This is a genomic window from Deinococcus alpinitundrae, from assembly GCF_009982895.1.
In the GTDB taxonomy this organism is placed as follows: domain Bacteria; phylum Deinococcota; class Deinococci; order Deinococcales; family Deinococcaceae; genus Deinococcus; species Deinococcus alpinitundrae.
Genome location: NZ_WXZL01000013.1, coordinates 70,214 through 84,438, shown reverse-complemented (window position 1 = coordinate 84,438; position 14,225 = coordinate 70,214). Strand labels below are relative to the sequence as shown.

5 protein-coding genes are annotated in these 14,225 nt (G+C 67.7%); all 5 read right to left on the bottom strand.

Features of this window, described 5'->3' with window-relative positions; translation table 11 throughout:
• Positions 1-115 precede the first annotated feature (115 nt).
• From drmC to drmD, 5 genes are read right to left on the bottom strand one after another with little or no spacing between them, the layout of a single operon-like run.
• Positions 116-862 (bottom strand): DISARM system phospholipase D-like protein DrmC, encoded by a 747-nt coding sequence (drmC, locus tag GUI70_RS13340; protein WP_161882805.1) that lies wholly within the window; start codon positions 860-862, stop codon positions 116-118.
• Between the two features lies 1 nt (position 863).
• A complete protein-coding gene (gene drmB / locus GUI70_RS13335; protein ID WP_161882804.1) occupies positions 864-2,714 on the bottom strand; it encodes a DUF1998 domain-containing protein in 1,851 nt (616 codons plus the stop codon).
• Entirely contained in the window at positions 2,711-6,664 is a 3,954-nt protein-coding gene (drmA, locus tag GUI70_RS13330; RefSeq protein ID WP_202630478.1) for a DISARM system helicase DrmA, read from the bottom strand. Before drmA ends, drmB begins: the two co-directional genes overlap by 4 nt.
• Positions 6,665-6,686: 22 nt before the next feature.
• Positions 6,687-11,105 (bottom strand): Eco57I restriction-modification methylase domain-containing protein, encoded by a 4,419-nt coding sequence (locus tag GUI70_RS13325; protein ID WP_161882803.1) that lies wholly within the window; start codon positions 11,103-11,105, stop codon positions 6,687-6,689.
• On the bottom strand, positions 11,102-14,185 hold the full coding sequence (drmD, locus tag GUI70_RS13320) for a DISARM system SNF2-like helicase DrmD (RefSeq protein WP_161882802.1): 3,084 nt from the start codon (positions 14,183-14,185) through the stop codon (positions 11,102-11,104). The genes GUI70_RS13325 and drmD overlap by 4 nt, the downstream gene beginning before the upstream one ends.
• Positions 14,186-14,225: the final 40 nt, after the last annotated feature.

Below are 14,225 nucleotides of genomic sequence, written 5' to 3'. Positions count from 1 at the left end.
CCGACCGTCACGGTGCCGGTACTCCCCGATAATCAGATGCCGTCCGCGTCCTTGGAGTGTTGCAGCAGAAAATACTGATTGATACCGCCTGGCCTAAAGTATTTTCGAGTCGATTTCAGCCCGGCTCGAGTACCCGCCTCTCGATCAGGGCGCGGAAGTGATCGGCCAAGCGCTTGGGAAGGCGTCCACCGCGCAGCAGGACGCCGAGTTCCATGTTCCGACCCAGGGCGGCGGACGTCAGGTTCGCGCTCGTGATCAGGCACGAGACCCCGTCGACCACGACACACTTCGCGTGCACCGCGCCCCGGAACCCGCTCCCGTCCGGCTCGTCGGCCCAGACGTGGGGGCGTGCAGACGGGACCGCACGGCGGATGCGTTCCACGGAGTCGCCGTTGACCCGTCCGCCGGTGGCCGCCGAGCGCTCCAGGACGACCGTGATCTCGACGCCGCGCAGCACCGCCGCGTTCAGGGCGTCCACCACGCTCGGCACGGCATGGGCGACGAAGCTCACGACCAGGATCTCGCGCGCGGCCTCGCCCAAGAGTTGCACGAGCACGGTGTCGGTCTGCCTGACCGGTACCGCCGAGGTGGTCGGGCCGGTCCACACGAGTTCCGCCGATTCGCGTGCCCGTAAGTCGGCGACCGTGGCGGCGGCCCCCCGGAGCGCTCCCGCCAGGACATCACCGGAAACGGGACAGGCCCGCCACGCCCGGTCCAGGTCCGTCAGGACACCATGTCCCCCTGTCGCTAAGGCTTTCGGAGCGGGGGCGTCCTCGACCGAGCGGGCAAGGCGTTCGACGTGGAGCGCCGGAAGTCCGCGGACGACGTCGGCCACCGCCCGCCAGAGGAGCGCCCGGTCCATCTCAGGGGAAGATGCCGGGGTCGCGGCATTCGAAGGTGGGAATCAGCAGCGCCCGGTCCAGATACCGGTTGCCTTTCTCACAGGAGGTTTCGGCCACGAAACCGCAGGCGTGACACGCGGCGGCGTGGAGAGAGCGGTCGGCCCCCGGATCGTGCTCCGAGCAGAGCGGGTCCGACGAGCAGACCGAGGCGCGCCGCAACGCCTGGTCGAGGATACGCCCGAGGTTCTCCGGCTTTCCGAGTTCCACCAGCCCGCCCAGGGTGCCGTCGGAGTCGGCGGCGGCGGTGTACAGCAGGATGCCCGCCATCGGGGCGGCCGCGTCGTCGCTGGCGTAGATCCGTTCGCGGATGCTCGCGGCGTTGTAGCCGCATTCCAGGGCGAACTCCCGGATCAGCAGATGCGAGAGGGTGTGCAGCATGGCGTACCGCACGCCGGGCCAATGCTCGTCCGGGTCCAGACCTCGGCTGGCGCGCCAGCCCCGGTGCCCGTCGAGCAGACGCTCGCCGCGCAGCTCGACGGCCCGGCGGCCCGACCATTCACGGACGGCCTGCTCGTCGAAACGCACGAACACGCCCTCGCCGTGGACTTCGTTGGCGGGTACCCACTCCGGGGGCCGCAGACTCAGGCCGGCCACCCGCTCCTGCCCGCTCTCGTCGAAGACTTCCTCCGGAGAATCGACCCTGGTGAAGCCCAGCAGGGCGTTGACTTCGCGCAGGCGCTTGACGAGCGAGACGGAGGCGAGCAGACCCGCGTGTTTCGGCGGCGCGGCGACCCGTTCCGCGAGGAAGTGCGGCCAGCCGCCGGGTACCGTGGTCGGTGAAGTCAACACGTCCCATTCGGGCCGCTTGATCTCCTCCTCGGTGACGTGTCCGTCGCCCTCCTCACCGCCTGCCTGCCTGCGGCACATGGCGTCCCAGACGTCCTGGGCCTCGAAGCGGTCGATGTCGGGAAATCGTCCCTGTCGCTTGAGCGACTTCAGGATGCCTTTCAGCTCGCCGACGTCCTCGGCTGCCTCGATCTCCTCCCAGGCTTCTTCGACGAACTGGGCGACCGGAGTCTCCGCGAGAGGGATCGCCAGGGCCGACAGGGTCACGGGAAACCAGGCGTTCGTCGCGCCCAGGATCACCGGACGGGCCCGCTGCGTACACGGCTCGTCGTCGAAGGCGTCGAGATGCGGATGCCGCCCCCGGCAGGCCGGGAGGGTCTTCTTGCCTTCCTCGCCGAAGGCGAAGACCAGGGACCGCGACGTGCCACAGCCTTCGCACTTGACCCACAGGTTCTCCGTCTGGAGCGACGCCCCGCTCTCGAAGAACCTGAGTATCCCCCGGCAGGTAGTGGGGCCTCCATGGACGAACCAGTGCCAGGGAAAGTCGTCGAGGTGTCCGTTCGAACAGGCCAGCAGGAAGCGGGCGGGTACCGCGTCGGACTTCTTGCCTTTTCCCTTCTGGCAGCTCGGATGGACGAAGCGGGTACGTTCGGGCCGGTACTTGTCCGGGACCAGCTCAAACAGGCCCGAATCGTACTCGGCCAACAACCCGCACTTCACGCACCGCAGCCAGCGCGGGAACGGGCGAACGGGAACGCCCCGAAGCGCTTCGGCCGAGAGCGGGTCCACGTCGTCTTCCGTGATCGGAGGCCGCCGTAGGCTGCCCACCTGCGCCCCGAGTTCCTGGCGTACGGCAGCCAGCAGACGGGGCTCGTCGATTTCGGCGCACAGACCGAGTTCCCAGTGTCCCAGTCCCATGGTGAGAACCGAGAGGTTCGGAAGGTCGACCAGCGCGCCCGGGCCGTAGGTCCACAGGAGCTGGCTGGGCCGCACGGAACCCACGGTGCTGTCGGTGTTCTTGGTCATGGACGGTCTCCCGAGTCGGTCACGATAGGGGCTCGCCAGGCGGGGCCGTCTTCGACCTTCGTCCGGCTCATGACGAGACGGACGCCGGGTTCGACCTCACGCATCGAGGTGGGGGCGGTGAAGAGTTCCCACGCGCCCAGGCCGGGCCGTGCCAGGAGGGGCGAAACGGTCCCGCCGCCCTTGTCGTAGCCGAGCGTCCTCCCGGGGCGCAGCGCCTCGTGGACCCAGCGGTCGAGGCGCTCGGAGAGCATGTCGCCCGCGTCGGCGGCGACCGCCGTACTGGCCGTGACGTCGCCCGACCGTCCCTGGACGGCGGCCCTCGCCGAGACGATCTCGGGTCGTCCGAGACGGTCCATCAGGGCCGCCCCCGTGTTGGGGTTCAGCGCAGCTCCACCGAGCCGGAGCAGACTCACCAGCGTCCCTGTGAGGCCACGGTCCATCGCCCTGGGCGCGAAGGGCGTGACCGACTGGGCCTCCACGTGTTTGTAGAAGGTGGCGTGGTAGTGCTCGAACGTCTCGTAGTGCGACAGGTCGCGCGGCCTCGACCAGGCCAGGGCGGTGACGACCAGACCCGGGAAGGAGCGGCCTACCCGGCTGGTCGCCTGGATGTATTCGGCGGTGGTCTTGGGCTGGCCGTTGACGACCATCAGGCCCAGCCGGTTGACGTCGACGCCCACCGAGAGCATGTTCGTCGCCAGCACCACGTCAACCGAGCGGGGCTCGCCCTTCCCCCATTTGGCCTTGTGCTTCACTTCGAGCCGGTCAAGCTTGAGGGGGATCTCGCGGCTGGAGACGCGCGAGGTCAATTCGTCGACCTCGCGCACGCCGCGCTGCGCGAGCCCAGGACGACCGATGCGGCTCATCTCGACCCGGTACGACCGCGTCTGCACGTCGTCCTCCGCCAGGCGCTTCATGCCGCCGAGCTCGCGCAGGGCGTTGAAATAGCCCACCAGGGTCATGTACGGGTCGGCCTGCTCTCCGAAGCGGGCGAACAGCGCCTGGCCCCCGGTGAGCAGCGCCACGTAGATCCGGATGAGCATGGCGGGTTTGGAGCTGCCCGGCGCGCAGATGCCCAGGTACAGCCGTCCGGGTACCTCCCCGACGTCGCGGCGCACGGAGAAGTAGTTGTCCTCGACGTCCACGCCGTGCGGCGGAAAGACCGTGACGTGCCGCAGGAACACGCCGTTCACCTGCTCGGCGGCCTTGCGGACGGTCGCCGTGGAGGCGATCACCTTGGGGCGCACCGTCAGACCGTCCAGGGTCCACGAACACAAGGCGTCGATAGCGGTCTCGTAGAGGCCCACCATCGTCCCGAGCGGGCCGCTGATGAGATGGAACTCGTCTTGGACGATCAGGTCGGGCGGGCGCAGCGACCGGACCTCGCGGACGGTGGTCCCTGGAAGTTTCCCCTTGGCCAGGTGAGTGCCGGTGCAGTCCTTCACATCGGGCCACATCAGGCCGTGACGGGGGCACTCCTCCTCGACCCGTCCGAAAAGGGTGCGGATCGCGCCGCGCCAGGCCATCATCGCGAACTTGTCGACCGTGGCGATCAGCATGCTCGGTGGGCGGCGGTAGATCTCCTCGTCCACGACGACCACCGGCAGGCCGGGGCTGTGCTCGCCGAGCTGCGCGAAGCGGCAGGGATCTTCGCTCAGGTCGTCCGAGCAGTAGAGCGTGGTCCGGCTCCTGTCGCGGTCCACCGCGACATCGCGCTTCGGGTCGATCGGCGAGCCGCACCACGGACAGGTCGTGAGCTGAGCCGGCGTCGAACCCGTTCCCCGCTTTCCGTCACGGTCGGCTTTGACCGCGTCGTGGCTCTCCTCGGTGGTGTTCGGCGTGCTCTTCTGTCCGACCCACAGGCCGATCCCGAACGGCCAGGTGCCCCACTTCTCCTCGTCGGCCTTCCGCAGCACTTCCATGGCGCAGATCAGGGTACTGGCGCGCTGGAACTGTTGCAGGGTCAGCAACCGAAGGGTGTAGCGCATGATCACGGTCAGGCCGCGCGAGCCGTCCAGGCCGCCCAGGTCGCCCTGGATGCGGCGGACAGCCATCGCGAACGCCGCCACGCCCAGATAAGCCTCGGTCTTGCCGCCGCCGGTCGGGAACCACAGCAGGTCGGCTTCAGCCTCCAAAGCGGATGTCCGGTCCGGATGGGTCGGGTCGGCAAGCGAGGGAATCGCCAGCAGCACGAAGGCCAGCTGGAAGGCCCGCCACGACCGGTTTCGCGGGTCGGCGTCGACGGCGGCGAGGTCGGGCGTGCCGCCGCGCCGCCGCCGGAGCGCCCAGATGCTGTGCACGCGCTGGTCGGCCATCGCCAGGTTGGCGAAGCGGAAGGCGTCGAGTGCCCGGTCGTCGTCGGCGAGGACCCGGATCCCTTCGCGCAGGCGGCCCAGGACCCGGACGCAGCGCTCCGTGGCCGCGTCCGCCACCTGCTTCCAGTCGCCCAGCGAAACGTCGTACCCGGACGCGCCGGGCGCGGCCTTCCTGCGCTGCCCGGCGATCCACGACGCGTAGTCGTCGGCGAAGGCGCTCAGGCCCGAGACCAGCGCCTCGCGCGTCATGCCCGCGAGGCGGCGCATGTCCATCAGGTCGGCAGGGACGCCCTGCCCAAGGACGGGCGTCTCCGTGACCGGCACCTCGGAGGCCGGGACGATCCGCGTGCGGACCTCCAGGGCACGCTCGCGGTTCTCGGCGTCCACCTGCGCCGTCACGGACACGTTGTGGCCCACCGCGAACTCCACGTGGCGGCGGTAGAGCATCTCCATCGCCTCGCGTTCCTCGTCCGAACCGTCGGCCTTCAGCGGCGGTCGTCGCCGGAACACCGGCTTCCCGGACAGGTCGCGCACCGTCAGCTCGGGCTGGAACAGCCAGGCGGCGTCCTCCTGCGTGTCCGGCTTGGGCTGGGTGTTGACCAGGAACACCGTCACCAGACGGTCGTGTCCGTTCGGCGAGAGCCTCACCCGCCCGTCGATCACCACCGAGGGCCAGCCCGGATCGGGCACCAGCGGCGCGGTGCCACCCTCCTGCGCCAGGGGAAGCACGACCTCGCCACCCATCGGTATCCGCTTCCAGACCCGCGAGGGTTTCCCGGTCTTCTCGTCGAAGTGCCGCTCGCTCTCGCGCCGCTCGTACCGGCCCCAGGACACCCGCACGGCGAGGTGTGTCGCGTCGGCGGCCACACAGAAGGTCAAGCCCAGCGACGAGGGCACCAGCGACGCGTTGGTCGAGGCGTCGAGTTCCGCCGGTTCCTCTTCCGCGTCCCTGCGCCCGGAGGTCTGCCCGAACTCCTGTCCGGGATCTGACGACACGCCTTCCCGGAGGACGAGTTCGTCTTCTTCCGCCTCGGCCTGCTCCGGCGTTCCCGACACCACGTACGGCACGGCGTCTCGGGGAGCGAGCTTGCCGACCAGGTACCGGTCGCGGACGCCCATGTCCGGGATCTCCTCGTCCGGCCCCTCGGCAGGTCCCAACAGGTCGTCCTCGAACGCCAGTCGCAGCAGGGTCCGCAGGTAGGCCTGGTCTTCGATCAGGGGAAGGTCGCCGAAGCCCCCGCCTGTGCAGGCCCGCAGGGCCGCTTCGTACCCGGTCCAGTCGAGCCGCTCGACCGCCCCGGCCCGGCCCGGCGTACCGATGCCCAGCGATTCCAGACCTGGTGCGGTCGGCACCTCGGCTGCGGTATCGAAGTACAGCACGGTCTTCCCGACCAGCCCACGGATGCGGAACACGCCTGCGAAGGTCTCCGCCCGCCATTCGCCGTCCACTTCGACCCCCACCAGCAGGCCGTCGCCGATCCGGATGTCCTGCCAGTGCTCCAGACCGCCGGACAGCTCCACCGATTGACCGTCCCGGCACATGTCGTCTCCCCGTCTCGGCACCAGCCACGCGCCCGGTGCCCTCGGCGGCGGCGCAGACGTGACCGCCGTATCTTCCTGTTTTCCCTTTCCGGTCATTTTTTCCGTCCCTTCTCGCCCGTCATGTCCGGGCACGGTATCTCGTGCCCCGCTTCTCGCCTTCCTTCTCGACCGCACCCGACGCCAGCAGACCGTCCATGACCGCCTTCCAGGACTCCTGCGGCAGTCCGCTCTCCTGGAGGATCTCGGTCTTGCCGAACCATCTCCGACGGCCTTTCAGGACTTCGAGCACCGACTTTCCGACGTCCTCCGGGGCGGCTGAAGGCGTCGAAAAGGCGAAGAGATCCCCTTCCCCGGTCGTCTGTCCGCGTTTCGACGCCGCTTTCGGCGTGACCTTCTTCGGGAGCGACACGGCGGCCTGTTCGGCCTCGTACCGTTCCACGTTCAGGGCCGCCAGCCGCCGCAGGAGTTCGAGTCGCGCCGCTTCGCTCACGGTGAAGCGGGTGCAGTCCGTGGCGGGAAGATAGGTGACGTCGTGGAACCCGTGTTCCAGATTGATGTCGTCAAAGCCGTAGAGCGACTTGACGCGTTCGTCCACGGCGACGTGCGCCTCTCGGAGGGCCACGATCTCCGGAGCAGACTCGCCGGGATCATGGAGGAGGTTATAGAGGTCGGTCAGGCCGACTTCGAAGGCCTCGTGACCGGCTCTCCGGGCCGCCCTCAACCGCTCTCCGAGTGCGAAAAGTGCGTCGTCGGCCCCAAAAACGGGAAACGGGAAGGTCTCGAAGCAATCGGTCGGCGTGTACCGCATTCGTGTTTCCAGAGAAGAGCTGTATTTCCAGGCCCATACGGTATGGAAGTTCGAATTCAGGGTCGCGTAATGAGCGTAATCGAACAGGGTGATAATTCCGAGACTGTTTGCGAATATCTGCTTGTTGGAGCAAAATTCAAATACAGGGTATTTTGTCGCTTGTGTTGCAAATGCAATTACCTCTCCAGTGCAGTTGCGGCTCGAAGTCCACTCAGGTGGGTCATTGTAAAAATGATGTCCGTTTCCGATTGAATGATACAAATCCGCCGAAATCCTGTAATACTTCCACCACTTCTCTCTAGCACCACGGTCATTTTTTTTCGCTCTCTCCGGAAGGACCAATTCTTTGATGCGTGCTAGAGCGACAGGATAATCGGAAGCCGCTTTTCCTGGGAAATCTGACGGGACTGTTCCTTGTCTTAGGAGAGACCTTTTTTGAGCCTCTGTAAGGCTCGTCCAAGAACCACTGGATTCACGATTCAATGGCCAGTCCCAAAAAGCGATGGCCCACCGGGAAGCAATTTGAGTGAAATTTGAATTCAGATCATCTCCACTCAAATAGGGATGGACGATCTCTGCATTTTTACGATCAAGGCGAATAAACTCGTCGAGCGCTTCACGGCTTTCAAGTATGAATCCATCACCCAGGACGATAGCACCTTGATATGATCGGTCTGAATTCATCTCGAGCGTAAAAGCCCTCTTGTCGTCCTCAGCGGTCAGAAACGACGAAATCAAATCGACTTCGTCTCCCGAGAGGTTGCGTATACCATTCCAATCGCCCCGGATCAGGTGAATCCTACTTGTTACCACAGCTGCCGCTCCAGGCCAGGGTTCGTTCGGATGAGCCTCGAAGATCACTGCACCTTCGTTCAACAGAGCAGTCAGGCCCACGTCGCGCGTGTCGCCCTCGGCGATGGTGTTCACCGCCAGCAGTCCCGATGTCCCCCCATTCCGCAGCAAGCCGAAGCACGACAGAAAGAAGTAGGTGACTAGATCGGCAGAACCCTTGCGCCCCCCCGCGAGATATTGAACGAGATATTCACGGAAAGCCGTACCCATCGCTCCCGTGATCTTCTGTCCTCCGAGGAAGGGCGGATTGCCCACGAAGGCGTCGAATCCGGCGTTCTCCCTGAGAAACACCTCCGGGAATTCCAGTGGCCAGTGGAACGGTCGGCGTGGGTTCCCGACATCGGATAGGTCAACGGCCAGCGCGGCGTCTGCCCGCCTCTTCACGGCCTGCTCGCCTTCGGTGTCGCCGTCCGTCATCTTCCCGACTTCGCTCGACAGGGTGTTCAAGGCAGCGGTGAGGGTAGCGGCACTTCCCACATGACACATGGCCTCGCCGATCAGAGCGTCGGCGGCGAGTTCCGGTCGCCGCAGGACGGCGCGGGCCTCCAGATCGAGTCTCGCCATCGCTTCGACATCCCGGATGTCGCGGATCGGCAAGGCGCGCAGCCGGGTCCGCAAGGCGACGGCCCGGTCCACGGCTTCCCGAACGTTCATCGAGAAGATGCGTTGACCCGCACCCCTGGAAGGCGTCATGCTCAGCTCGGTCAACTGTTCGAGGTCGCGCAGGCCCAGTAGGCTGTCGCCGTGCCGCAGGTTGTGGTCGAGAAAACCGAAAGGCCGGTTCCTGGCGAGCGTGACCAGCCAGACGGAGAGCTTGGCGAGTTCGACGGCGACCGGGTTGATGTCCACGCCGTACAGGCAGCGCTCGGCGACGAGGCGGCGGGCCTGGAGCAGACGCTCTTCGGGGTCGGTCGTCATCGCCTCCCTTCCGTCGAGGTCGGGCACGACGTCGCCGTCGGCGGTGAGGGCCCGCCCGTCCGTTTCGGCGTCCAGCCAGGCCCGCACCACGCGGTCGCCCAGCCAGCGGCAGACCTGCACCAGGAACGCGCCGGAACCCATCGCCGGGTCGCAGATCTTCAGGTCGAGCAGCTCGACGGCACTCCTGAGTCTCCACTCCTCGCGGGGCAGCCCTTCGGCGGGACCGACGTAGGCCAGAGGCTCGAGGGTGGTGCCGACGATGCGCTCGGTGAGGGCCTTGGGCGTGTAGTGGGCTCCGGTGGTGCTGCGGTCGGTCCCGCTCGTGACGGCGAACGCTTCTTTCGGGTACACGACCGGCTCGTCCCAGGGATCGGTACGGAGCAGGTTCGCGAACGGCAGGATCCGGCGGGCGAGCGCGTCGCTGCCGCAGGCCCGGCGCAGGCGGCGCTTGAGGTCGTCGGTCGGCGCGCGGTCGAGGATGCGCGCGAGGGTAGCCTTCGAACTGGGGGTCGTCCGGCCCGTCAGTTCGGCGGCGACGGTGAGGAGCTGCTCTCGCCCGTCCAGCCGGGCGGACTCGAGAAGGGTGAGGAGGACGTCCGGCGTCTTCGACTTGCCCGTCCCGTCCAGACCGAGCGTGACGTCGGCGACGCGGGAGACGGTGCGCTCCAGCAGACCTTCGTAGACGTGCCCGATCTGTTCGACGTCCAGGGCACGGTACGAGAGGGTCTGCGCGACGTCCTTGATCCTGATGCGCTGAAGGGCGTCGAGCAGCAGCAGGACCGTCCGGTTGTCGATGGGGAGCGGTTCGGCGGGCATATCCCGCCAGCTCGTGCCGGCGGCGCGGCCTTCCAGGAAGGGAAACCGATCGGGGTCGAACAGGGAACCGCCCAGCGCGGGCAGTCGCAGGGTCTCGTGGTCGACGCCGCCGTAGACGGCTCGGAACACGGCCAGCAGACGGCTCCAGGCGTCGAAGCGGCGTTCGAGGACACCGTGCCCGTCGCGGTCGTCGACCTCCTCGAGTTGAGACCGCAGGGTGGACACGGCGTAGTAGCCGTCCCAGACGGGCTCCCCGAGCAGCAGCAGGCCACGTTCCTCGGCGCTGAGGACGAAGACCAGGCGCATCATGACCGTCAGTCCGGCCTCGTACAGCTCACGCTCGGAAACGTCGCGCAGCAGGGTGCCCGCCGTGTCGCGGTCGGCACGGTCGAGGGCGCGGACGAGCACCTCCACCGCGCGTTCGACCTGGGTACCCAGGGTCGTGGTGACCTCTTCCTTGAATTCCAGCGAGCGGTCGACCAGCGCGGGGAAGGTCGTCTCGGGCCGCCCGAAGACGGTGCGGGCGTTCAGGAAGGTGTAGAAGGCACGTAAGGTGACGGGTTCGAGCCACCAGAGTCGGGCGTGCCAGGTCACGTGGCCGGAGACCGCACCTTCCGGGGCGTCCAGCAGCGTCCACTGCTCGCCGTCGGTCAGCAGGGCCGAGCGGACGCCTTCGGCACGGCACCAGGCGGTCGCCCGGTCCAGGGGTGAGGCGACCGCCTTGGAGGCCCGGTGCAGCGACCGGTCGGGCGGCAGGACGAAGACGGCGACCTTCGGGGCGTCGGTCCCGCGCCGCATGAGCCAGACGGGCCGGGCGACGTCCCCGGATTCGGGCTCGGCGCGACTCCACGCCCCGTCACCGTCCTCGACGGGTTGCAGGAGATGGCCGGGGTATTCGAGCAGTTCGCCCAGGACGAAATTCACCCACTCGCGGTGAAGGTCGGGGAGCCGGGGATCGCCGTCGTCCACGGCGTCGCGCCACTCCTCCCAGGCGCTCCGTGCCCGCTGCCGGGCGGCGGTGGCGACGGGGTCGAGGCTCTGAGGGAACGCTTCGTCCAGCACCTTCGGCGCGAGGTACACGCCCGAGATCTCCACCAGCGGAAGCCATTCCCGCGCCGCTTCGGTCTGTGCCTGCCAGGTCATCGGTCGCCTCCGTGCATGTGTTCGGGGATGAGGAAGACCACCGCCACCGGGAAGGTGCGTTCCGTCGGGTCGGCGTGTCGTCGTCGGACGGCGGCCACCTCCCGTTCGAGTTCCTCGGGAATGCGGGCCAGGCGGTCGGACAGCGCCTGACGGTCGCGCTTGAGCTGTTCGAGTTCGGGCGGCGCGAAAAGCATGATCACGGCCGACTCCTCCTTCTCCTGCCGGAGTTCGTTCTCCAGGGCCTTCCGGAGGTCCTCGAGGACGCCGGTCACGTCTTCGATCTCCGCCTTCTCGCGCAGCGCGAGGGTATTTCGCAGCGACTGGAGCCGGTCGCCGGAACGGGCGGTCACGGCGGTGCGGACGGCGTTCTCGTGCTTGCCGAAGCGGGCGGCCAGGGCACCGAACAGGGCCTCGTCCGGACGGACAGGCGCGGACGCGTCCATCAGTTCCTTCATTCGTGTGATCTGGAAGCGCTCGAAGCGGTCGTCGCGCAGCTCTCCCCCGGCCAGCGTCAGTTCCTCGTGCAGACGGCGGTGGTCGCCTCCGGTCACCAGCAGCCGCGACCAGACGGCCACCACCGGGCGCTCCAGCCCCGGCACCGACCGGACCGCCACCCGGTGCAGCCGCCGACTCGTCTCCAGCGACCACACCTCCGCCCGCAGCAGCTTCAGGGCGAGCTGAACGAGGTCGTGCTCGAGGTGGGCCAGGACCACGTCGTCGCGCCCTTTCGCCACGGCATGGTCGAAGGTGACGGGTCGCCGGACGCCCGTGAACGGATGGGCGAGGCCCGTGCTCGCCCGGTCCCAGGCCCCGGTGAGTTCGGGCACCCGGAAGACCGAGCCTTCGGGCGCGCCGTCCAGCGCGACCGGGACCAGAGGCGGTTGCCCGTCGATTCCGAGGGCCAACGACACGGCCCGCCCGACGCGTTCCGGCGTCAGACCGAACTCCGTCCGCGTGTCGGTGAGGCGCTGGTGCAGGTCGGCGACGCGCCTGCGCAGGTCGCGTTCGAAGGCCAATGATCCGCGCCTCGCCTTGTCGGCCGTCTCCACGTCGGTCGTGTCGAGCGTCCGGGTGGACGTGGCCTTCAGCATGGCGTCCTCGATCCGGCGTGCCAGGACGGGACCGACGCTGCCGAGGTCCTGGCGGATGGTCTCGACCTTTTGGGCGGCCCGCCACAGGAACTCCGAGTCGTCGACCGCCGCCGAGGCGCGGTCGGACCTGCCGACCGGATGCCAGATCAGCACCTCCCGGCTCTTCTGGCCGTGCCGGTCGATGCGGCCGTTGCGCTGCTCCATGACGTTGGGGTTCCAGGGAATCTCGACGTGGATCAGGTAGCGGCACCAGTTCTGGAGGTCGATGCCCTCCGAGGCCGCGTCCGTGGCCAGCAGGATGCGGACCGGCGACACGTCCGGACTCGCCTGGAAGGCCGCCTTGACGACCTCTCGCTGGTCGTGCGGCAGGCTGCCGTGCAGTTCCATCAGCCGTTCCGCGCCGAAACCGTGCGAGGCGAGGATCTCCTTGAGCCAGGTATGCGTGTCCCGGAACTCGGTGAACAGGATGACCCGCTCGTCGTTCCACTCGCCTCCCGGCCTAAGCGTGGCGTCCAGCCAGTCGAGGATCGCCTGCGCCTTCGAGTCGGGGCGGTTCCTGGCGCGATCGGCCCAGTCGGCCATGCGGCGCAGCAGTTCTTCCTGCTCCGGCGTCGCGGGCGGCACGACCCGAGTGGCCGTGAGGGTGGCCTCCTCCAGCGCCTCCTCGGCTTCGGCGTCGTCGGCGTAGTCTTCTTCGGCCCGCCGCACCGCCTGACGGAGGATGCCTTCCTCGAACCTGCTCGAAGGACGCTCGACTTCCCGGCCCAGCCCGTTCCGGTGAACCGCGAGAGTGTTGGCGAAAGCGCGCGGGGACGAGAACAGGCGCTTCTTCAGGAGCTTGAGCACGAAGTGCACCGCGTATTCGTGCCCCGCGCCCTTCACCGATTCGGTTCGGCTGCGCGTGTACTCCGACAGCAGTCGGTGGACGGCCCGTTCTTCCTCGTCGTAGTCGACGTCGAGGGCACGCAGGCCGCGTCGCGCGTAGACGTGTCGACCGTCGGCGTCCACCAGATCGGACTTGAGTCGCCTCACCATGATCCGCTGCAACTGCTTCGGATCGGGTTCGACCGTCCGCGAGAAGCGTTGGTCGTCCAAGAGTTCGAGCAGGGCCGAGAAGGACTCGGGGTAGCCGTTGTGGGGCGTCGCGCTCAAGAAGAGCCGGTGTTCGAAGTGCGGCGTGAGCTTGCGGATCAGCCGGGTCCGGCGGCTGTCGGTGGCGTACTTGCCGCTGCCGCTCGGCGCGACGTTGTGCGCCTCGTCGACCACCAGGATGTCGAACTTCCTGGGCGAAGCGTGTACGGCCGGCAGGACGTCGTTCAGCTGACGCAGGGCCTCGCCGCCCTTCATCCAGTCCACCGAGGCGATCAGCCGGGGGAACGAGGTCCAGGGGTTGGCCCGGATGCCCCGCTTGCGGCGCAGCTCGCGCACGTACCCGGTGTCCACGATCCTGAACTCCAGTCCGAACTTTTCCCGCATCTCGGTCTGCCACTTCACCTGGAGCGACGCCGGACAGACGACCAGGACGGTGCGCGCCCGGTGGCGGAGCAGCATCTCCTGGATGATCAGCCCGGTCTCGATGGTCTTGCCGAGGCCGGTGTCGTCGGCGATGAGCAGGTTGACGCGGGCCATGTCCACCGCGCGGGCGACCGGGTCGAGCTGGTAGTCTTCGATGCTCGCGCCGCTGCGGAACGGAGCCTGAAGCATCTTCCGGTCGGCGTTCGTGGCCGCGCCCCAACGCACCGCGTCGAGGAAGGCGTCCAGATCCTCGGCCTCGTCCCAGGCGGTCACCTGCGGCAGGCCGGCACGTTCGATCACACGGCTGCCGGGCTCGAGTCCCCAGACGACGTCGATCTCCTCGCGGGAACCGTCCTCGTCCACCGACGCCAGGCGCACGAGTGCCGAATCGCCTTCCAGCGCCGAAGCCTGGACGTCTCCGACGACCCAACGACGGCGGCGGACTTCCACCAGCTGTCCGGGTTCGGGGATCATGAGAAGAAGCTCCGGGAAGGATAGGGAAACGCTGAATAAA

Excerpts from the sequence above, each read along its gene's own strand:
- drmA (WP_202630478.1), bottom strand. The coding sequence starts at position 6,664 with ATGACCGGAAAGGGAAAACAGGAAGATACGGCGGTCACGTCTGCGCCG.
- drmC (WP_161882805.1), bottom strand. The coding sequence starts at position 862 with ATGGACCGGGCGCTCCTCTGGCGGGCGGTGGCCGACGTCGTCCGCGGA.
- drmD (WP_161882802.1), bottom strand. The coding sequence starts at position 14,185 with ATGATCCCCGAACCCGGACAGCTGGTGGAAGTCCGCCGCCGTCGTTGG.
- drmB (WP_161882804.1), bottom strand. The coding sequence starts at position 2,714 with ATGACCAAGAACACCGACAGCACCGTGGGTTCCGTGCGGCCCAGCCAG.
- GUI70_RS13325 (WP_161882803.1), bottom strand. The coding sequence starts at position 11,105 with ATGACCTGGCAGGCACAGACCGAAGCGGCGCGGGAATGGCTTCCGCTG.